This window comes from Dactylosporangium sp. CA-139066, assembly GCF_050936175.1.
In the GTDB taxonomy this organism is placed as follows: Bacteria; Actinomycetota; Actinomycetes; order Mycobacteriales; family Micromonosporaceae; genus Dactylosporangium.
In genome coordinates this window covers 1,276,243-1,296,607 of record NZ_JBNJNH010000001.1, presented here as the reverse complement: position 1 = coordinate 1,296,607, position 20,365 = coordinate 1,276,243, and the positions used below count along the sequence as shown (strand labels likewise).

Genomic DNA, 20,365 nt, shown 5'->3' with positions numbered 1-20,365 from the left:
CTGTTTCAAGCAGGTAACTCAGGCGCCCTTGAGGCTGAGGTCGTCGAGCAGGAACGAGGTGGCCAGCTTGCTGCCCTCCACGCCGGTGAAGGTGATCTTCACCGAGCCGGTCGCGTTCACGGTGAGTGTCCGCTGCTGGTACGTGGCCGAGGCGTCCACGTTGGAGTAGGTGGCCAGCGTCGTCGACCCGGCCGCCACGGTGAGCTTGTCATACGCCGTGGTACCCGTCTCGTCGGTGATCACGCGCAGCCAGAAGCTCAGCGTCGCCCGCGTGCAGCCCGACGGGATCGTCACCGTCTGCGACAGGGTGTCGGTGTGCGCGGCGCCGTACCCGTTCAGCCACGCCTTCCACGACCCGCCGTGGGCGGGGGTCGACGTGTCGTTCGACACGACGCCCGAACTCGCGGTCCAGGGCGCCGCCGAGCCGGTCTCGAAGCCGGGGTTGCCGAACAGCTCGGTGCCGCCGCACGAACCGCCCGGCGTGGTCGGCGGGGTCGTCGTCGGCGGGGTGGTCGCGCCGGAGCCGGCCAGCCAGGCCGTGGCGTTCAGGGCCAGCGCCGCATTGGTACCGGCCGTGTCGTTCCAGCCGTCATAGAGCGTGTTGCCGGACTGCCCGGTGCCGTCGTCGATCGGCGAGCTGTCGCCCCACACCGCCACCCGGCCGGAGCCGAACGTCGCGGTGGTGAAGAACGCGCCGGTGGTACCGCCGGGGGTGAAGCCGGTGCGGTACACCAGGCCCTTCACCGAGGCGTTGTCCGCCGGGTGCAGGGTCTGCGTGCTGCCGTTGCGGATGATGCTGCCGCGCACCTTGCCGAACGTGCCGTTGATGACGGGGTCGGTCGTGCTGGTGATGGCCACCGGGTTCTCGGTGCCGATGTTGTTGACGTCGACGCTGAACCCGAACGGGTCGGTGTTGTCCACGCCGTTGTTGGTGAGCAGGTCGTTGGCGATGCGCACCGAGTCCCAGCCGTCGTTGTTGCGGTCGCTGCCGGTGTGGTCGACGATCAGGAAGAACCCGCCGCCGGCCTGCACGAACCGCATGATCGCCGTCTTCTCGGCGGCGCTGAGCGGGGCGTTGGGCTCGGGCATGACGAACTCGTCGAAGTTCTTGAGGTCCAGCGCCCCGGTCCCGCCGTAGGTGATGGTGTTCCCGGCCGGGAGGGTCTTGAGGCTGTACTGCCCGGTGCGCTGCAGCGCCACCCCCCACGACGACAGCGCCCCGGTCCACGAGGTCTCGCTGGTCGGGTTGGCGTTCTGCCCGAGCGGGTCGGGCTGGGACGTGCTGATGATCCAGTCGGCGTTGCCGGCGGTCTCGGCCTTGGAGTTGTCGAACAGGACCCGGTGCACGGTCGCGGCCTGGGATGTGGCCGCGCCGGCGAGATAGGTGATGCCCGCCGTCATGAGCACGACGGCGAGCAGGGCACGCTTCAACACAACGACCTCCGATTGAAGGAATCGGGATCAGTCTATGTTTTACTCGGGGTCCAGGAACCGGGCGAGCTGTGAACGGTTGCGGACGTTCAGGCGGCGGTACAGCCGCGTCAGGTTGGCCTCGACCGCCTTGATCGACAGGAACAGCGCCCGGGCGATCTCGCGGTTGGTGGCGCCGGCCCGCACGAGCTCGACGATGCGCCGCTCGGTCTCCGACAGCCCCGCGCCCCGGCCGCCGTCGAGGCGGGCCAGGTCGGCCGCGGCGACCTCGCGCCACGCGTGGGCGTCGGCGAGGGCGTAGCGGCGCACGGCCTCCGACAGGGCGGCCCGGGCGGCGCCGCGGCGGTGGGCCCGCCGCTCGAGGCCGCCGAGGGTGTAGTAGGCGCGGGCCAGCTCCAGCGGGTACGGGTGCTCCTGCCACTCCTCGATCGCCCGGTGCAGCGCCTCGGCGCCCTCGCGGGCCTCGCCGGTCGCGGCGGTGAGCACCGCGCGGGCCCGGGCCAGCCCGAGGAACACCACCTGGCGGTCGAGGTGCCGGGCGCGCTGCTCGACCTCCTCGAGGACCTCGGCGGCCTCGGCCCGGGCGCCGGCCCCGACGAGCGCCTCGACGAAGTCGGCGTGCCACGGCAGGATGCCGGGGTCGAGCCGGCCCAGGCGCTGGTCCAGGGCGTACGCCTCGCGCATCGCCTCGGCGGCGGCCACCGGGTCGCCGCGCAGCATGTGCACCAGGCCGCTGGTCGCGTGGGCCAGCTTGATCCAGTCCTCGTCGCCGGCGGCCAGGCAGGCGGCCAGCCCGCGCTCGGCGTGCCCGGCGGCCGCGGTGGCGGTGCCGCCGGCGTACTCCACGAGCGCCGCCACCAGGTACCCGGGCCCGGGCGTGGTCTCGACGTCGACGTAGAGCCGCACGCAGTCGCGGCCGGCGGCGAGCGCGTCGGCGCACCGCCCGGCCCGCCAGTAGATCCCGGCCACGGAGACGAGCACGGCGGCGAGGTCGCGCACGGTGCCGGCCCGCTCGACGGCGATGCGCAGCGCCTCGATGCGCCGCACCGCCTCGGCCGTCTCGCCCTTGAACAGCCGGCTCATCGCGGCGACCTGCCGGGCGGCCACGGTGGCCGGGGTGAGCGACAGGCCGCGGGCGAGCTTGCCGGCCCGCTCGAGGTACTCGTCGCCCTCCGTGCCGAGCAGGATGTTGCCCCGCCAGCTGAGCACCTCGACGAGCCGCTCCATGTCGCCGCAGAGCTCGGCGGCCTCCTCGGCCCGCTTGAGCTCGGCCAGCGCGGCCTCGCTGTCGCCGTCCCAGTAGGCCTTGACCGCCTTGTACAGCCGGACGTGGGCCAGCAGGTCCGGCGTGTCGACGGCCTCGACGAAGGCGGCGTCGAGCAGCGGCCCGGAGTTGGAGTGGTCCTCGCCGGACATCTCCACGAGCAGCAGCCGGGCCCCGACGCGGGTGCGCCGGTCGGCCGCGTCGCGCAGGGCCGCGGTGGCGTGGCGGCGGGCGTCGACGGGCGAGCCGGCCGAGTACGCGTACTGGGCGGCGCTGAGCCGGCGTACCGCGGCCACTCCCGGCGTGTCCCGGGGCGTGCGGTCGGCCGCGAGCGCCGCCAGGTCCGCGGCCATGGCCGGCGCCCCGCGCAGCCGGGCGGCCGAGGCGGCGTCGGCCAGGCACTCGGCGAGGCCCTCGTCGGGCTCGGGCCGGGCGGCGGCCAGGTGCCGGGCCCGGTCGACCGGGTCGGTGACGGTGTCGGCGAGCCGCTCGTGGGTCTCGCGGCGGGCCGCGGGCGTCGCGTCGGCGTAGACCATCTCGCGCAGCAGCGGATGGGAGAACCGGATGGCGCCGTCGGCCTCGACGTGCAGTACACCCGCGGCAATGGCGGCCTCGACCAGCCCCTCGGCGAGCCCGCACGCGTCGAGCAGGGCCAGGCTGGGCCGGGCCGCGGCGGCGACGACCAGCAGCGCCGGCCGGTCATCGGCGGGCAGGGAGGCCAGGCGCGCGGTGAGCAGCTCGCGCAGGCGCTCCGGGACGGGCAGCGGGTCGGTGACCGGGAACGAGCTGTTGCCGATGGCCCGGCCGAGCTCCACCGCGTACAGCGGGTTGCCGGCGCTCGCCTCGTAGATGCGCTGCACGTGCGCCCGCCCGGCCTCCGCGCCGAAGCGGGACCGCAGCAGGTCGGCCACGTCGCTCTGCGGCAGCGGCGGCACCGGCAGGGTCACGCTGGGCGGCGGGCACAGGTCGAGCCGGCTGGGCGCGCCGCCGTCGGGCACCCGCTCGGCGGCCAGCACCCGCACCGGCGCGTCGCCGAGCCGCCGCGAGACGAACCGCAGCACCCCGGCGCTGGGCTCGTCGATCCACTGCACGTCGTCGAGGATCAGCAGCACCGGCCGCTCGGCGGCGAGGATGCGGAACAGCTCGAGCACCGCGAGGCGCACGGCGAGCTGGTCGTGCGGCGTCGCCGGCAGCGCGCTGCGCAGCAGGGCGCCGTCGAGCGCCGCCCGCAGGTGGGCCGGCAGCTGGTCGGACGCGTCGGGCGCGCCGTCGAAGAGGTCGACCAGCGCCAGGTACGGCAGGTCGGCCTCGGCCTCGGCCGCCGCCGCCCGCAGCACGAGCGCCTCGGACTCGGAGGCCGCGAGCGCGTCGAGAATGGTGGACTTGCCGATCCCGGCGGGCCCGCAGAGCACGACGCTGCCCCCCGCCAGGAGCCGCTCCCGGGCGTGGTTCAGGAGATCGGCCCGGCCGATGGGCGCCGACGAGGTGCTCACCACGACGCCGAGTCTCTAACGAACGCCCGTTCGTCGCAACGGCGGGCGAATGGCATGCGTCGTCGATGTGAAGCCCGATCGACCGCGGATCAGCGCAGCCGGGAGCAGGGCAGCACCGCCTCCCACCCCAGATCGGGCCACCGCGCGGTGTGCACCGAGACCCGCCCCGAACCGGGCTGTACAAGGCATTCCACCCGCGCCCGCCCCACCGCTTCCCCCCATCGCGGCGAGGCGTCCCACGGCCCCGCGGCCCGCAGATCGACCGCGAGCACCGCCACCAGAAGTGTCGCGAACACGACAAACGGCGTTCGCCCTTGACGGCAACCGGCCCGCTCTCTTGATGGTTCCCGCCCCCCGACCAGCACAACCCCCGCGGCGATGTTGGGCAGGCTCACGAGCACGAGGTACCGGTCCGCCACCCCACCGTGCGCCCCCAGCTGCACGACCCCGGCGAGCGCCGCGAACCCCCCGAGCACGCCGGCGGCCCGCAACGCCTGATAGTCGCGCCGCCACAGCGCGATCGCGACGAGCGCGGCCGGCACGGCCAGCCCCGCCACGACGAGCACCCGCCCGTCGGGCCACGCGGTCCCGAGGAACGATCGCGGAATCCCCCACCGAAGGTACATTTCGCCCAGCACCACGGGATCGTGCTCGGGCCGCTCTCCCAACCCCCGCTCGGTGGCCCCGGTGAGCATGGGCACGAGCTGCAGCACCGCCCCCGGCGCCAGCCCGAGCACCTTCCAAGCCCATTCCCGGCTGCGGTACCGCACCAGCCCTCCGATCGCCACCGGCACCAGCAGCACGCCGAGCATGGAGTTGAGCACCGCCAGCGCGGGAACGCCGACGGTCAGCGGCCCGGTACGCCGCCACAGCAGCATCCAGAGCCCCGCGTACACGAGCGGGAACTGCAGCTGGGCGAGCGCGTTGGGCACGAACCCCATCGGCAGCGCCGCACAGACCCCGATCACGACCGCGCCCGGCCGGTGCACCCGCTCGGCCGCCGCCCGGTACACGCCCAGCGCGAGCAGGCTGGTGACCAGCGCGTCGACGCCGGCGTTGAGCGCGGCCGCCCACTCGATCGGGAACAGCGCGATGAGCCCCCAGAGCGCACGGGCGACGACGTGGAAGTATCCGTTGAAGGGCGTGAAGATCGCCTCGTACCAGGGCCGGTTGAGCGCGTCGGTGAGGAAGTTCTGGCCGTCCTCGGCCCAGATGGCGTCGATCCCCCCGGTCCGCAGCAGCCCGACCATCGTGCCGGCGACGACGGCGATCGCCTGGGCGCCCTGCCGGCGAAAGGTCGGACGATATGTCGGGCGACTCCGTCGCCACGACATATCGGATTTATACCCTGACGGGCGAAAAATCCGAAAAGTCGTGGCGCGGAGCGCCCGACTTTTCGAAGATCCACCGCGCGTCGCCGGCGCACCGCCAGCAGTCGTGGCGCGGAGCGCCCGACTTTTCGAAGATCCACCGCGCGTCGTCGGCGCACCGCCGGCTGCGGTTCCACCGCAGCCGGGCGAGCCGCCGCAAGGCGCGGCCGCGCCACACCCGCAACGCTCGACCGCTTCGCAAGGCGCCAGTCCCCCGCGAGCGCGCGAACCGCCGCTCGCCGCCAGTCCGCCGGGAACTGCCGAACCACAGCCATCCGCGGCCACGCCGCCCGCCGCAAGCCCCGCGCCAGCCTCCAAGTCGCCGCAACCCGCAACCACACCCCGCGCCGCAAGCCCCGCGCCAGCCTCCAAGTCGCCGCAACCCGCAACCACACCCCGCGCCGCAAGCCCCGCGCCAGCCTCCAAGTCGCCGCAACCCGCAACCACACCCCGCGCCGCAAGCCCCGCGCCAGCCTCCAAGTCGCCGCAACCCGCAACCACACCCCGCGCCGCAAGCCCCGCGCCAGCCTCCGAGCCGCCGCAACCCGCAACCACACCCCGCGCCGCAAGCCCCGCGCCAGCCTCCGAGCCGCCGCAACCCGCAACCACACCCCGCGCCGCCAGCCCCGCGCTGGCCGCCGAGGCCGCACACGCCGCTCCCCCGCCGCCAACCGCCGAGCCGCCACAACCCACGACCACGCCGCAGGGCGCCGAATCGCTGCACGCCGGCGCGCCGGTGTCGGTCAGCGGGCCGCCGCGATCCACGGCGCCACCCAAAGGCGCCGCGCCAGCATAATGTCCGGATTTTTCCGCATGAGGGGTGATGAGCACACCTATGCAACGAAAAAGGGCCCCGCCGCGCGGCGGGGCCCCCTCGAAAGCGTCGTTTCCCTACAAGCGGCCTTCCTTGACCGCCTCCGTCACCCACGGGATGACCTCGTCCAGCATCTCCTCCAGCGACGTCGTCGCCTCGAAGCCGAGCACCTCGCGGGCCTTGGTGCAGTCCGGGACGCGCTTCTGGACGTCGTACTCGTACGGGTCGTCGGAGACCACGCGCAGCGGCACGTCGGGGCCCTTGATCTTGCGCCAGATCACCTCGGCCAGCTCGAGCACCGTCGTCGACTGCTCGGTCGAGACGTTGAAGTCCTCGTTGAGCGCGGCCTCGGACTCCATCGCGGCGATGATGCCCTTGGCGAGGTCCCCGCCGTACGTGTAGTGGCGCACCTGCTCGCCCGTGCCCAGGATGTGCAGCGGGTCCTGGCCCTTGATGATCTTCTGCACGAGGTCCGGCACGACGTGGGACATCGCCAGCTTGACGTTGCCGGAGAGCACCTCGACCTCGCCCAGCGCGCGGCCCTCGCCGACGCCGACGCAGTTGAACGGGCGCACGATCGTGTAGGGCAGGCGGTACTGGTCCCAGGCGGCCTTCGCGAAGTACTCCACGGCCAGCTTCTGGAAGCCGTAGGAGGACAGCGGCGGCGGGACGGCGCGCTCGTCGCCCTCCTTCGACGGCCAGTGCGTGGTCGACTCGAAGACCATCGACGACGACATGTACGTCATCTTCTTCAACGTCCCGGCCTGGAACGCCTTGATCGCGGCGTCGCAGGACGAGGCCATGATCCGCTCGTTGGTGGCGAGCAGGTCGTAGGCGTAGGCGTGGAAGTAGGAGATGCCGCCGATGAGCGCCGCGCCGGCGATGAAGTGCTCGCAGCCCTCCAGCAGCTCCGTCACCAGGTCGACGTCGCGGGCGTCGCCCTCGACGAAGCGGTAGTCGGGGTGGGAGTCGTAGCTGCGGGTGACCGGACCGTACTTCGAGTAGTTGTCCAGGCCGACGACCTGGTAGCCGCGGGACAGCAGCTCCTCGACGACATATCCACCGATGAAGCCGGCCGAGCCGGTGACCAGGACCTTTGCCACAAACACTCCTTAACCTTGAATGCCGCTCGCGCGAACTAACCTTGCGATGCCTTCGTGCGCTCGCGAGCGGCCTGCGCGTCGTCGCGGGCCGCCGTGGACGCGGGGCGCTTCGCGAGCTGTTCCACCGTCAGTTTGCGGCCGAACGCGAATCGGTACCACTTGAGGTAACTGGGCATGAAACGGCCCACATCGAAGCGCGACTCGCCCAGCTGCCGGTCGAGCCAGATCGTGGGGATCTCGGCCACCGGCAGCCGCAGGCGGGTCGCCTTCGCGGTGAGCTCGATGCCGATCTCGAAGCCGGTCTTCGACTCGATGCCGACCTGGCGCACGAACGCCGTCGAGTACGCCTTGAAGCTGTTCGTCGCGTCCCGGGTGCCGACCCGGGCGAACCAGTGCAGCGTCCGCCCCGCGTTGCGGGACAGGAACCGCTTGAACCGGGGGCCGCCCACCTGCTGCCCGCCGGGCATGTACCGCGACGCGGCCGCGACCACCACGCCCCGGTCGACGAGCCGGGCCAGCTCCTCGATCTGGCGCGGGTCGTCCGAGCCGTCGGCCATGGTGACCACGGCGACCGGGGCCAGCGCCACGTCGATGCCGAAGCGGATCGCGTTGGCCGGGCCGCGGCCGTAGGTGTTGAGCACCGGGCGGACGCGCGGGTCGCGCGCCTGCACCTGCTGCGCGAAGGGCACCGTCGTGTCCTCGGGCATGTCGTGCACCACGAGGATCTCCGCCGGCATCAGCACCTCGCGCAGGATGCGGTCCAGGCAGCGGACGATCGCCTCGCCCTCGTTGTAGACCGGGATGACCACAGAGATCTGTGGTGCCAAGCTCATATACGCACGCCCTTGTTGGTCACGCCCCACATGTCCGCGACCGGAATGTCGGTCTGCAGCTCACGGTACTCCGGGTGCGGCGCGGCGATGATGAGCAGGTCCGCCCGGGACAGCACCTCGTCGAGCGGGACGAAACGGTCGTCCTTGACGTAGGGGTCGGTGCAGAGGGTCTCCTTGGCCCGCAGCATGACGACCTTGCGCAGCTTGTACGCCAGCGACTCGCGGATGTCGTCGCTGCCGCCCTTGAACGCCATGCCGAGGATGCCGACCGTCATCTCCGAGAGGTCGAAACGCTCCTGCAGCTTCGACACGACGTACAGCGGAAGGCCCTCGTTGATGAGCATCGCGCTGTGGCCGAGGACGAAGTTGTTGTTGTTGAACGCCGCGAGCTGCATCGTGTCCTTGAGCAGGCACGGGCCGGCGGCGAAACCGGCGCCCGGCATGTCGGTCGCGCGCGGGTACTGGAAGCGGATCGCGTGCCGGATGCGCTCGAAGTCCAGGCCGAAGTCGTTGGACATCATCCAGAACTGGTTGGCGGCGGCGAACTTGATGTACCGCCACGTGTTCGTGAAGAGCTTGGCCAGCTCCGCCTCCTCGGGCTCGAGGATGACGATCTGGCTGGCCAGGTTGCGGAAGAGCTTCTCGGCGCGCTCGGTCGCCTCCGGCGTGCGGGCGGCGACGATCTGCGGCAGCTCGAAGAGCTCGGTCATCGCCTTGCCCTCGGCGATGCGCTCCGGGCAGAAGGCGACGTCGGCGTTCACCCCGAGCTTCTTGATGAGCTTCTCGGTGAGCGCGGTGACCCCCGGGTGAACGGTGCTGCGCAGGACGATGAGCTGGCCGTCGCGCAGGTACTCCGCGCACCGCTCGATCGCCTTGGGCACGGCCGCGATGTTGGGGTTGAGGTGCTCGTCGACCGGGGTGCCCACGATGACGATCAGGTGCTCGGCCGTGGCCACGGTGGCCGGGTCGGTGCTGGCCCTGAGCCGGCCGTCGGCGACCGCGGAGGCCAGCGGCCCCGCCGCGCCCTCCTCGTCGAACGGCAGCGTGCCGCTGTTGACGACCGCGACGGCGGCCTCGTTGATGTCGTAGAGGGTCACCTGCAGGCCGCGGGAGGCCAGGGCGATGCCGAGGGGAAGCCCCACCCGGCCGCATCCACCGATCACCACGACGTCGGTGGTGAACCCCTCCGTTGCACTGACGTCTGACACGCGCTGCCCCTTCAGGAGATGGCTATACCCAGCTCGGCGCCGTGACCGTACCATCTCCGGTCCGGGCGGGCCGGATCGAACGCTACGCACAGTGTCCGATATCGGATGCGGGTGACGGCGGCCACATCACACGAATGTGACCGCCGTCAGCAATTCGGGTTAGGCGCCGCGCAGCACCGCACCGAACCGCGAGGCCGCGACGGCCACGGCGGCGTCGCGCGCGGCGAGGGCCTCCTCGCCGGTCAGCGTGCGGTCCGGCGCACGGAACGTGAGCTTGTACGCCAGGGACTTGCGCCCCTCGCCGAGCTGCGTCCCGGAGTACACGTCGAACAGGCGCACCGACTCCAGCAGCTCCCCGGCGCCCTCGGCGAGCGCCGCCTCGACCTCGCCGGCCGGGGTGGCGGCATCGACGATGAGCGCGACGTCGATCAGCGCCGTCGGGAAGCTCGACAGCCGCGGCGCGATCCACACGCCCGGGATCGGCAGCGCGTCCAGGTCCAGCTCCATGGCGACGGTACGCCGGGGCAGGTCCAGGTCGGCGCAGACCGCCGGGTGCAGCTCGCCCGCGTACCCGACGACGGTGTCGCCGGCGAGCAGCGCGGCGCAGCGGCCCGGGTGCCACGGCGCCTCGGCCGCGGCCCGCACGCTCAGCTCGGCCCCGGCCGCCGCGGCGACCGCCCGGGCCGCCTCGACGGCGTCGGCCCAGTCGGCCGGGCGCCCGCCGCCCCACCAGCCGGCCGGCTCGGCGTCGCCGGCGATGACGGCGGCGACGTGCCACGGCTGGTGCGGCAGGAGCTTGTCCACCGCGGCCAGGTCGGCCGCGCTGGGCGGGCCGTCGACGCCGGCCGCCGGCGCGACCGCCAGCGGGCCGCCGGGCAGGAACACCGGCCCGATCTCGAACAGCGCCGTGTCCCGCGAGCCACGGCCGAGGTTGCGCCGCAGCGCCGCGAGCAGCGGCGGCAGCAGCGTGGTGCGCAGGCCCGGCTCCTCGTCGGAGAGCGGGTTGCGCAGCAGCACCATCTCCCGGCGCGGGTCGTCGGCGCCGATGCGCAGCGCGTCGAGCGCGGCGTCGCCGACGAACGGGTAGCACAGCGCCTCGACGTAGCCGGCGTCGGCGAGCGCCCGCCCGACGGTGCGCCGGCGGCGCTGGGTCGCGGTGAGCCCCCGCCCGGGCGGCGCGATCGGCAGCACGCTCGGGATCCGGTCGTACCCGTCGATGCGCAGCACCTCCTCGGCGAGGTCGGCGGGGTCGTTGAGGTCGTGCCGCCAGCTCGGCGGGGTGACGGTGAGCGACTCGCCGTCGGCGAGGACCTGCGTGCCGATCATGGCGAGGATCTCCAGCACCCGCTCGGGCGTGTAGTCGACCCCGGCCAGCTGCGACGGGCGCCGCACCGACATCGTGACCGGCGCCGGGGGGACCACCGCGTAGACGTCGGTGACGCCGGCGGAGACGGTGCCGCCGCCGTACTCGGCCAGCAGCGCCGCCGCCCGGGCGCACGCCGCCGCGGTGATCTGCGGGTCGACGCCGCGCTCGTAGCGCTTGCCGGCCTCGCTGGGCAGCTTGTGCCGGCGGATCGTGCGGGCGACCGAGCGCGGGTCCCAGTGCGCGGCCTCGAAGAGCACGTCGACCGTCGTCGGGGACACCTCCGTGGTGGTACCGCCCATGACCGCCGCCAGCGAGACCACCCCGGTGCCGTCGGTGATGACGATGTCCTCGGGGTCGAGGGCCCGGTTGACGCCATCGAGCGTGGTGAGCTTCTCCCCCGCCCGGGCGCGGCGCACCACCAGCGGGCCGGTGAGCGCGCCCAGGTCCCAGGCGTGCATCGGCTGACCCATCTCGATCATCACGTAGTTGGTGATGTCGACGGGCAGCGAGATGGACCGGATGCCGGCCGTGGCCAGGCGCGACTTGATCCACGCCGGGGTCGCCGCGGACGGGTCGACGCCGCGCACGGCGACGGCGGTGAACCGGTCGCAGGCGACGCTGTCGAGGACCTCGATCGGGTACGCCTCGGAACCGTCACCCTCCAGGGGGACGACCGCCGCGACCGGGTCGCGGTAGGCGCCGCCGAGGGAGTGCGACAGCTCGCGGGCGATGCCGCGGACCGAGAAGCAGTACCCCCGGTCCGGCGTGATGTTGATCTCGACCACGACGTCGTCGAGCCCGACGATCGGCCGCGCCTCGTCACCGGGCTTCGCTGTTACATCTCCTGTCTGCCCGCTGGAAACTACGATGATCCCGTCGTGGTCATCGCTGATCCCGAGCTCCTGGCCGGAGCAGATCATGCCGTTGGAGACGTGGCCGTAGGTCTTGCGCGCGGAGATGGCGAAGCCGCCGGGCAGGACCGCGCCGGGCAGCGCGACGACGACGAGGTCGCCCTCGGCGAAGTTGCGCGCGCCGCAGATGATGCCCTGCGGCTGTTCGTTGCCGACGTCGACGAGGCAGTACCGGATGGGCTTCTTCAGCCCGGTCAGCTCCTCGATGTTCTCGACCCGGCCGACCACGAGCGGCCCGGTGACGCTGGCGCCGGCGTCGAGCAGCTCCTCGACCTCCAGGCCGACCTTGACGAGCGCCTTCTCCAGGCCGTCGCCGTCGAGGTCGGCCGGCAGGTCGACGTGCTCGCGCAGCCAGGAAAGCGAAACGCGCACCTCAGGCCTCCCATCCGAACGCCCGCGCGTACCGCACGTCGCCCTCCACCATGTCGCGCATGTCGGCCGCCTCGTTGCGGAACATCAGCGCCCGCTCGATGCCCATGCCGAACGCGAAGCCGGAGTACTCCTCCGGGTCGATCCCGCAGGCGCGCAGCACCCGGGGGTTGACCATGCCGCAGCCGCCCCACTCGACCCAGCGCGGGCCGTCGCGGTGCTGCGGGAACCACACGTCGATCTCGGCGCCGGGCTCGACGAACGGGAAGTACGACGGGCGCAGCCGCGTGCGGGCCTGGTCGCCGAACATGCCCTTGACGAAGTTGTCGAGGGTCCCCTTGAGGTGGCCCATCGTGATGCCCTTGTCGATCACGAGCCCCTCGACCTGGTGGAACACCGGGGTGTGGGTCGCGTCGAGCTCGTCGGTGCGGTACACCCGGCCGGGGCAGACGATGTAGATCGGCGGCTGGCGGGTCGTCATCGTGCGCGCCTGCACCGGCGAGGTGTGGGTGCGCAGCACGATCCGCGAGTCCTCCTCACCGTGGGAAGGGCTCCGGGTGCTGCCGGTGGCGACGAAGAACGTGTCCATCATCGAGCGCGCCGGGTGGTCCGGGTGCATGTTGAGGGCGTCGAAGTTGTACCACTCCCACTCGACCTCGGGGCCCTCGGCGACCTCGTAGCCCATGCTCACGAACAGGTCGCCGACCCGCTCCATGATCCTGGTCAGCGGGTGCTGGGCGCCGACGGGCCGGCGCCCGGTCGGCAGCGTGACGTCGACGGTCTCCTCGACGAGCACGCGCTCCTCGCGCTCCGCGGTCAGCGCCGCGAGGCGGGCGTCGAAGGCGGCCTGGACGGCCATGCGGGCGAGGTTGACGCGCTTGCCGGCGTCGGCCTTGGCGGCCGGGGGCAGCGAGCCGATCTCGCGGCGGGCCAGCGACACCGGCGCCTTGTCGCCGAGGTGCAGGTGCTTCAGCGCGGCGAGCGCGTCGAGGTCGCCGGCGCCGGCGAACGCCTTCTCGGCCCCGGCCACCGCGTCGTCGAGCGCGCTCTGGTCGAGCAGGGCCGGCTGCTTCGGATCGTACGGATCATTGCGGTAGGTCATCGGACTCTTCCCACGGGAGATTGGCCTCGGACATTGTAGTGAGATCGGACTGTGTGAGGTCCGCCCGCCGGCCGTGGGAAGGTGTCAGGAGCGCATGCGTCCTGTCTGCCCACCGTCACCGGCGGGCCAGATAAACAGGATCACCATTGCTAGCTCCTCATCGCTTTGGCGGAACTGTACAAGCATACGGCGGCCGCCGCAGCAAGGTTCAGGCTCTCCGCCCCGCCGTACAGCGGCACGCGGACACGGCGGCCGGCGTCCAGATCCTTCGGCAGGCCGTGGGCCTCGGAGCCGAACAGCCAGGCAGTGGGGCGGGACAGGATCTCGTCGAGCTCGAAGAGGTCCGAGTCGCCGTAGCCGTCGGCGGCGAGGACCTGGACGCCGGCGGCGCGCAGCGCGGCGATCGCGGCGGCGGTGTCGCGGGCGCGCACGACGTCGACGTGGAAGAGGCTGCCGGCGGAGGAGCGCACGGCCTTGCCGTTGTACGGGTCGACGGTCTCGCCGGCGAAGACGACGGCGGTGGCGCCGGCCGCGTCGGCGGTGCGCAGGACGGTGCCGGCGTTGCCGGGGTCGCGGATGTCGACGCAGACGGCGACGAGCCGCGGCCGCTTCTCAAGCGCGGCGGCGAGGGGGATGTCCCGCTGGCGGCAGACGGCCACCAGGCCCTGTGGCGCGACGGTGTCGGCGAGGGCCTGCATGGCCGCGTCGTCGACGAGCGAGGCGCCCTCGGTCAGCTCGGGATAGCGCTCGACGGCCTCGGCGGTGGCGAAGAGCTCGCCGATCACGCCGGCCCGCAGCGCCTCGCGGACGGCCTGCGGACCCTCGGCGAGGAAGCGGCCGGTCTCGTCGCGGTCGCGGCGGCGGTGCAGGCGCCGCGCAGCAACGACCCGGGGCGTTCGAACGGTGAACACCCCGGGTCGCGAGCGTTGTGCGTCAGGCTGCGGCAACGGCCGTCTTCGCCACCTGGACCAGGCCGCCGAACGCCTTCTCGTCGCTGACGGCGAGCTCGGCGAGGATCTTGCGGTCGACCTCGACGCCGGCGAGGCGCAGGCCCTGGATGAGGCGGTTGTACGTCATGCCGTTCGCGCGGGCCGCGGCGTTGATGCGGGTGATCCACAGCTGGCGGAAGTCACCCTTGCGGTCGCGACGGTCGCGGTAGGCGTACTGCATCGAGTGCAGCACCTGCTCCTTGGCCTTGCGGTACAGCCGTGAGCGCTGCCCACGGTAGCCGCTGGCGGTCTCCAGGACGGTGCGGCGCTTCTTCTGGGCATTCACTGCCCGCTTCACGCGTGCCACGGTTCTTACTCCTCATGCGAGACCGGCCCGGGGCTGGGGGGCCGGATCGTTCGTCGGGCCGACGAGAAAAATGGAAAGGTCGGGGGGAGAGAGCGCCGCTGTTATCGGCCGAGGAGCTTGTTGACCCTACGGCTCTCCGAGTGGCCCAGCTCGACGTTGCCGCTGAGGCGACGCGTCCGCCGGCTCGACTTGACCTCGAGCAGGTGCCGCTTGCCCGCGGGCTCGCTGAGGATCTTGCCGCGACCGGTGATCTTCACGCGCTTCTTCATCCCGGAGTGCGGTTTGAACTTCGGCATTCCAGTGTTGCCCTTCATGTGATGCGCCTGCCCGCGGGTCGCCGGTGGGGCGACGGGCGGGCTGCGGCGCGTCCGGGCGCACAGCCGGACACCGCGTTGTGCGGGGCCCGCCCGCACGACGCGGTGGTTGATATGTCGCTTGCCGTATTACGCCTGGTCGGCGGTGACGACCTCGGGCAGCTCGGCGGCTGTTTCGCCCTCCGGGCCCGGTGCGCCGTCCGCCCTGGTCTCGCGGCGTTCCGTGGCCGCGGCCTTCACGTTGCGGTGCGGTGCCAAGACCATGATCATGTTGCGGCCGTCCTGCTTGGGCGCGGCCTCGACGAAGCCCAGCTCCGAGATCTCCTCCGAGAGCTTGCGCAGCAGCCGGAAACCAAGCTCCGGGCGGCTCTGCTCGCGGCCACGGAACATGATCGTTACCTTGACCTTGTCGCCCGCCTTCAGGAACCGCACCACGTGACCCTTTTTGGTCTCGTAGTCGTGCGGATCGATCTTCGGGCGGAGCTTCATCTCCTTGATGACGGTCTGCTGCTGGTTACGCCGGGCTTCCCGGGCCTTGAGCGCGCTCTCGTACTTGAACTTGCCGAAGTCCATGAGCTTGCAGACGGGCGGGCGTGCCATGGGCGCAACTTCGACCAGGTCCAGGTCCACGTCGGCGGCCAGCTGGAGTGCGCGCTCGAGCGGGACGATGCCCACCTGCTCACCCTCCGGGCCGACCAGCCGGACCTCACGTGCCCGGATCTGCTCGTTGACGCGTGGCTCGACGCTGATGTGGCCTCCTCGATAGGTGTTTCAGCTCCTGCGGTCGACCGCCGAGATCGGCAACGCAAAAAACCCCGCCGCGCACAGCGCAGGCGAGGGCCGCTTCGGCCAGGTCCACCCCGAAGGGTGGATCGGCCGGACCGGACCCGGCCGCCTGAAAGCTGCTCGGGTGGGGACCTTGCGGTCCCGCTTCGGACATCCCGTCTTGGGACGGGATGCGGTCGACGCGACTACTCTACCACGCTCGCTGTCAAGCTCGCGGCGTGGAGGGCTCGCAGCTGGCGGGCGGCCTTGACGGCGTAGTCCTTGTCGGACATCTGCACCGCCATGACCGCCACGCGCTCGTCGTCGTGCAGGTCGAGGGTGAGCCAGGGGGCGCCGCGGCCGAAGGTGACCGCGCGCACCACGTCCCAGGGCAGGTCGTAGGAGCCGATGATGTTGCGCACCCGGACGCCCTGCTCGTCCGCCTCGACCCGCGGGCGGGTCATCAGCAGGATGCCGGCCGCCGCGCACAGGCCCAGGCCGATCATCGCCGCCTGGTCGCCGCGCTGGAAGTAGCCCGGCCCGTCGCCGGTCTTGCCGTGCAGGCCGAACGCGATGAGCGTGAAGACCACGACGACGACGAACGCCAGGACGTACGCGATGACCCGGGCCCGCTGGGGCCGAGCCTTAACCGTGCTCACGGTGCTGCTCACGCCGTCACCTCCGCTTCGCTCCGGACCGCTCACGGGCCCCAGTCTGCCACTACAGCCGGCAGGCGTGGATTCCGGTCACCAGGATGGCCCGCGCGCCCACGTCGTAGAGCTCGTCCATGATCCGGTGCACGTCGGCCTGGGGCACCATCGCCTGGACCGCCACCCAGCCCTCGCGGTGCAGCGGGGAGATGGTCGGCGACTCGATGCCGGGGGTCAGCGCGACGGCCGCGTCGAGGGAGTCGGCCCGCACGTCGTAGGCGAGCATGACGTACTGCCGGGCCACGAGGACGCCCTGCAGGCGGCGCAGCAGCTGCGGTACACCCGCGGGAAGCTCCTCACCCTCCCGGCGGATGAGCACCGCCGAGGACTTGAGGATCGGCTCGCCGATCGTGTCCAGGCCGGCCTGGCGCAGGGTCTTGCCGGTCTCCACCACGTCGGCGATGACGTCGGCCACGCCGAGGCGGATCGCGTTCTCCACGGCGCCGTCGAGCCGGATGACCTCGGCGCGCACGCCGTGCTCGGCGAAGTAGCGCTCCATGACCCCCGGGTAGGCGGTGGCGACCCGCAGCCCCTCGAGGTCGGACGGCGCGGAGCCCTTGACCGAGCCCGGCACCGCGGCGAACCGGAACGTGGCGCGGCCGAAGTTGAGGTCGAGCACCTCCACGGCCGGGCTGCCCGCGTCGATGAGCAGGTCGCGGCCGGTGATGCCGAGGTCGAGGTCGCCCGAGCCGACGTAGGTGGCGATGTCACGGGGGCGCAGGTAGAAGAACTCGACGCCGTTGGCCTCGTCGCGGCAGAGGAGGTCCTTCGGGTCCGTACGCTGCCGGTAGCCGGCCTCCTGCAGCATGTTGGCGGCGGGCTGGGCGAGGGTGCCCTTGTTGGGCACGGCGATGCGAAGCATGTGAGCTGGTCTCCTGACGGTTCTGGGGATGACGGGAGGGACGGGCCGACCGACTCACAGATGTCGGTAGACGTCCTCCAGCGACAGCCCGGTCGCCAGCATCAGGCACTGCACCTGGTACAGCAGCTGCGAGAGCTCCTCGGCGGTGCGCTCCCGGCCCTCGTGCTCGGCCGCCATCCAGCTCTCGGCGGCCTCCTCGACGACCTTCTTCCCGATGAAATGCACGCCCTTCTCCAGCGCCGCCACGGTGCCGGATCCGGGTGTGCCCGCCGCCGCCTTGGCGCTCAGCTCGGCGAACAGCTCGTCGAAGGTCTTCACGGGCACGAATTCTCGCAGGGCCGGGGCCCGAAACGGAATCCGGTTACTGACAGGCGTGTCGCGGCTCACCCCACCGAGAACTCGTGATCGTCGACCCATTGCACGCTGCTGTCCTTCGGGGAAATGAAGAAGGACTCCACGGTGTACTTCCCGGAGCCCAGCGTCACCGGCACCCTGGCCTCGCCGAGCGCGGGCGCGCCGGCGCTGAGCTGCACGACCTGCTCGAACACGACTCCGCCGCCCGCATCGCGGACGCGCACGTGGACGGTGCCCTCCCAGACGATGCCGGCGACGTACACCGTGAAGGTCTTCCCCACCACCGCCCCCTGCGCCGGCTCGATCACCCACACGGGGGCCTGGACGTCGGCCATCGGGGCCTGATGCAGCGTGCGGCCGAGGACGCGCACCCCGTCGGCCTTCCTGATGGAGGTGTACGTCGAGACGGCCGACACCGTGTACACCAGCTGCTGCAGCGCCAGGTCCGACGGCGGGTCCCCGACGCCGTCGAGGTCGACGGTGACGGTGGCGCCGTCGATGCCGACGTCGCGCACGGTGACCCCGGCCGGCCACAGCGTCCTGTAGTCGGGATCGGCGGCCTGTCCCCGCAGCGACCGCTCGACCGCCGCGCGGATGCGCCCGCGGTCGGTGTCGTCGGCGAGCGTCACCGGCGTGAACTCCCGGTACAGGCGCCCGTCGTGCGTGAAGTACACCGGAAGGTTGACGGTCCTGGCGCTCGGCGCCGGCGTGTGCGATTGCTCCGGCCTGACGGAACTGCTGGTGGCCGGCGCCGGCGCGTGGTCCGCGCGGCGGTCGGCGACCACCACCGCGCCGGCCGCGATCGCGGTCGCGACGGCCGCCGCCGCGCCGATCATCGCCCAGGCGCCCCGCCGCCGGGCCCGGGCCGTGCGCAGCCGGATCCGGGGCAGCGCGTCCGGCGACGTCTCCACCTCGTCGGCCCGGGCCAGCAGCGCGGCGCGCAGCCGCTCCTCGGGCGTCGCTCGCTCCGGCCTCATCGCGTCCGCTCCAGGGTCTGGCGCAGCGCCGCCATGCCGCGGGCCGCGTGGCTCTTGACGGCGCCCCGGCTGACGCCCATGGCCTCGGCGATCTCGGCCTCCGAAAGCTCGCCGTAGTACCGCAGGACGATGGCCTCGCGCTGGCGGGCGGGCAGGCGGCGTACCGCGGCCAGGACCTCCCGGTGGGCCAGCAGGCTCAGCGCCCCGGTCTCCGCGCTCGCCGCCGGCTCCTGGCGCCCTTCCTCGCGGGCCAGGTGCCGCTCGGCGACCCCGCGCCGGCGCAGCGCCGAGCGGGCCCCGTTCACCACGCTCGTGCGCAGGTAGGCCAGCGCCTTGTCCGCGTCGCGCAGGCGCCACCAGCGGCGGTGCAGGGCGACGTACGCGTCCTGGACCACGTCCTCGGCCAGCCCGTCGTCGTGCAGGAGCAGCACCGCCAGGCGCACCAGCCCGCGGTAGTGCGCGCTGAACAGCGCCCCGATCGCGTCGTCGGCGCCCCAGCCCCGGGCGTCCTCGGGGCGCGCCGGTTCGCCGGTGGTCGCAACCTGCACCGGCCCACCGTCCCATGCCGCGGCCGCGGCGTCGGCCATCACATGCAGTCGACGCGCTGGTGCGCCCGTCGGTTTACCGGATTGATCTCCTGGTTACCCTGGGCCTCGTGGAAACGGAGCCGAAGTACACCGACGAAGAGTGGGGGCTGCTGGTCGGCCTCCCCCAGTCCGTCCTGATCGCCGCGTCCCAGGCCGAGCACGACGGCAGCCGCCGTACGCGCGAGGAGTGGACGGCCGGCATGACCACGATCGCCGACGGCCGCGGCTCGTCCAGCCCGCTGGTGAAGAAGGTCGCGGACGAGGTGGTGGCCCGCCAGGGCGACATCACGCACGGCGACGAGCCCCCGATCATCGAGTTCCCGGACCGCGACGCCGGCCTGGCCGACGTGATCAGCCGCGCCCGCGGCGCCCACGAGCTGCTCGCCGCGAAGGCCGAGCCGGCCGACGCCGAGGCGTACCGCTACTGGGTCGTCACGGTCGCCGACCAGGTCGTCGGCGCCGCGAAGACCGGCGGCGTCCTGGGCCTGGGCGGCGAGCAGGTCACGCCGGCCGAGCGCACCTTCCGCGACGACCTCGCGAGCGCCCTCGAGGTCTAGCGTCCAGTTGGTGGCGAGGCGCAGCAGCGCCCGCCACCCGTCGGGCGCCGGCCCGCCCGCCGAACCGGGTGCCGGGCGCGTCCGGTTCCGCGGCCGGCCGGAAGCCCGCGATCCGCCACTCGGTCGGCACGGCCGGTCCGTCAGGACTTGGCGACCAGGCGCAGGGCCACCGCGGCGTCCAGCGCGGCCAGCGCGGCCGAGTAGCCCTTGTCCTCCGCCGAGTCCTCGAAGCCGGCCCGGGCCCGGGCCTGGTCGTAGTTGTCGACCGTGAGCACGCCGTGGGCGACCGGGGTCGACTCGTCCAGGGCGACCCGCGTCAGGCCGTCGGTGACGGACTGGCAGACGTACTCGAAGTGGGCCGTGTCGCCCCGGATCACCACGCCCAGCGCGACCACGGCGTCGAAGCGGTGCGCCAGCGCCTGCGCCAGCACCGGCAGCTCCACGGCGCCGTCGACCCGTGCGACCGTGATGTGGTCGACACCAGCCTCCTCGCCGGCCTCGATCGCCCGGCTCAGCATGTGGTCGACCAGCTCGCCGTGCCAGCGCGTGGCCACGATGCCGAGCGTCAACCCCGTGCCGTCCACCCGCTGCAGCACGGGTGCCCCACTCCCAGCCATTACGCTGCTCCCTCCGCGATCACGTGAAGCTTGGCCAGCAGGTGCCCAAGCGGTTCCCCGTC

General features: G+C 72.6%; 19 protein-coding genes. 1 reads left to right on the top strand and 18 read right to left on the bottom strand.

Going from position 1 to position 20,365, the window contains the following annotated elements; all coding sequences use genetic code 11:
• Positions 1-18: 18 nt before the first annotated feature.
• The 17 genes from ACQEVU_RS06155 to ACQEVU_RS06075 form a co-directional block, all read right to left on the bottom strand.
• Positions 19-1,434 carry a hydrolase gene (locus ACQEVU_RS06155; protein WP_433321559.1) on the bottom strand — a complete coding sequence of 472 codons (1,416 nt, stop codon included), beginning with the start codon at positions 1,432-1,434 and terminating at the stop codon, positions 19-21.
• 39 nt (positions 1,435-1,473) lie between these two features.
• The gene (locus tag ACQEVU_RS06150) at positions 1,474-4,191 is read right to left on the bottom strand and encodes an AAA family ATPase (protein ID WP_433321558.1); all 2,718 of its coding nucleotides are present in this window, start codon (positions 4,189-4,191) and stop codon (positions 1,474-1,476) included.
• A gap of 86 nt (positions 4,192-4,277) precedes the next feature.
• On the bottom strand, positions 4,278-5,522 hold the full coding sequence (locus tag ACQEVU_RS06145) for a hypothetical protein (RefSeq protein WP_433321557.1): 1,245 nt from the start codon (positions 5,520-5,522) through the stop codon (positions 4,278-4,280).
• A gap of 927 nt (positions 5,523-6,449) precedes the next feature.
• A complete protein-coding gene (locus tag ACQEVU_RS06140; RefSeq protein ID WP_433321556.1) occupies positions 6,450-7,475 on the bottom strand; it encodes an NAD-dependent epimerase/dehydratase family protein in 1,026 nt (341 codons plus the stop codon).
• Positions 7,476-7,510: 35 nt separating this feature from the next.
• Positions 7,511-8,308: a glycosyltransferase family 2 protein gene (locus tag ACQEVU_RS06135; RefSeq protein ID WP_433321555.1), complete on the bottom strand. Its 798-nt coding sequence runs from the start codon at positions 8,306-8,308 to the stop codon at positions 7,511-7,513.
• Complete coding sequence (locus ACQEVU_RS06130; protein ID WP_433321554.1) at positions 8,305-9,516, bottom strand: nucleotide sugar dehydrogenase; 1,212 nt, start codon at positions 9,514-9,516, stop codon at positions 8,305-8,307. Before ACQEVU_RS06130 ends, ACQEVU_RS06135 begins: the two co-directional genes overlap by 4 nt.
• A 159-nt stretch (positions 9,517-9,675) precedes the next feature.
• Positions 9,676-12,165, bottom strand: coding sequence for a phenylalanine--tRNA ligase subunit beta (gene pheT, locus ACQEVU_RS06125; protein WP_433321553.1), 2,490 nt, complete (start codon positions 12,163-12,165; stop codon positions 9,676-9,678).
• A 1-nt stretch (position 12,166) separates the two neighbouring features.
• On the bottom strand, positions 12,167-13,264 hold the full coding sequence (pheS, locus tag ACQEVU_RS06120) for a phenylalanine--tRNA ligase subunit alpha (protein WP_433321552.1): 1,098 nt from the start codon (positions 13,262-13,264) through the stop codon (positions 12,167-12,169).
• Between the two features lie 149 nt (positions 13,265-13,413).
• A complete protein-coding gene (locus ACQEVU_RS06115) occupies positions 13,414-14,175 on the bottom strand; it encodes a TrmH family RNA methyltransferase (protein ID WP_433321551.1) in 762 nt (253 codons plus the stop codon).
• A 22-nt stretch (positions 14,176-14,197) separates the two neighbouring features.
• Positions 14,198-14,560: a 50S ribosomal protein L20 gene (gene rplT, locus ACQEVU_RS06110; RefSeq protein ID WP_433321550.1), complete on the bottom strand. Its 363-nt coding sequence runs from the start codon at positions 14,558-14,560 to the stop codon at positions 14,198-14,200.
• A 101-nt stretch (positions 14,561-14,661) separates the two neighbouring features.
• Positions 14,662-14,856 carry a 50S ribosomal protein L35 gene (gene rpmI, locus ACQEVU_RS06105; protein WP_433321549.1) on the bottom strand — a complete coding sequence of 65 codons (195 nt, stop codon included), beginning with the start codon at positions 14,854-14,856 and terminating at the stop codon, positions 14,662-14,664.
• Between the two features lie 147 nt (positions 14,857-15,003).
• The gene (infC, locus tag ACQEVU_RS06100) at positions 15,004-15,624 is read right to left on the bottom strand and encodes a translation initiation factor IF-3 (RefSeq protein ID WP_433334818.1); all 621 of its coding nucleotides are present in this window, start codon (positions 15,622-15,624) and stop codon (positions 15,004-15,006) included.
• A 221-nt stretch (positions 15,625-15,845) separates the two neighbouring features.
• Complete coding sequence (locus tag ACQEVU_RS06095; RefSeq protein WP_433321548.1) at positions 15,846-16,310, bottom strand: PH domain-containing protein; 465 nt, start codon at positions 16,308-16,310, stop codon at positions 15,846-15,848.
• A 49-nt stretch (positions 16,311-16,359) separates the two neighbouring features.
• On the bottom strand, positions 16,360-17,211 hold the full coding sequence (gene hisG, locus ACQEVU_RS06090; protein ID WP_433321547.1) for an ATP phosphoribosyltransferase: 852 nt from the start codon (positions 17,209-17,211) through the stop codon (positions 16,360-16,362).
• Positions 17,212-17,265: 54 nt separating this feature from the next.
• Positions 17,266-17,529 carry a phosphoribosyl-ATP diphosphatase gene (locus ACQEVU_RS06085; RefSeq protein ID WP_380139083.1) on the bottom strand — a complete coding sequence of 88 codons (264 nt, stop codon included), beginning with the start codon at positions 17,527-17,529 and terminating at the stop codon, positions 17,266-17,268.
• A 65-nt stretch (positions 17,530-17,594) separates the two neighbouring features.
• Positions 17,595-18,542, bottom strand: a complete 948-nt coding sequence (locus ACQEVU_RS06080; protein ID WP_433321546.1) for a GerMN domain-containing protein — start codon at positions 18,540-18,542, stop codon at positions 17,595-17,597.
• Positions 18,539-19,090, bottom strand: a complete 552-nt coding sequence (locus tag ACQEVU_RS06075; protein ID WP_433321545.1) for a SigE family RNA polymerase sigma factor — start codon at positions 19,088-19,090, stop codon at positions 18,539-18,541. Before ACQEVU_RS06075 ends, ACQEVU_RS06080 begins: the two co-directional genes overlap by 4 nt.
• A 107-nt stretch (positions 19,091-19,197) precedes the next feature.
• On the opposite strand from ACQEVU_RS06075, the gene ACQEVU_RS06070 reads away from it, so the two are divergent.
• Positions 19,198-19,686 (top strand): hypothetical protein, encoded by a 489-nt coding sequence (locus tag ACQEVU_RS06070; RefSeq protein WP_433321544.1) that lies wholly within the window; start codon positions 19,198-19,200, stop codon positions 19,684-19,686.
• 140 nt (positions 19,687-19,826) lie between these two features.
• On the opposite strand, the gene ribH is transcribed toward ACQEVU_RS06070, so the two are convergent.
• A complete protein-coding gene (ribH, locus tag ACQEVU_RS06065; RefSeq protein WP_433321543.1) occupies positions 19,827-20,303 on the bottom strand; it encodes a 6,7-dimethyl-8-ribityllumazine synthase in 477 nt (158 codons plus the stop codon).
• Positions 20,304-20,365: the final 62 nt, after the last annotated feature.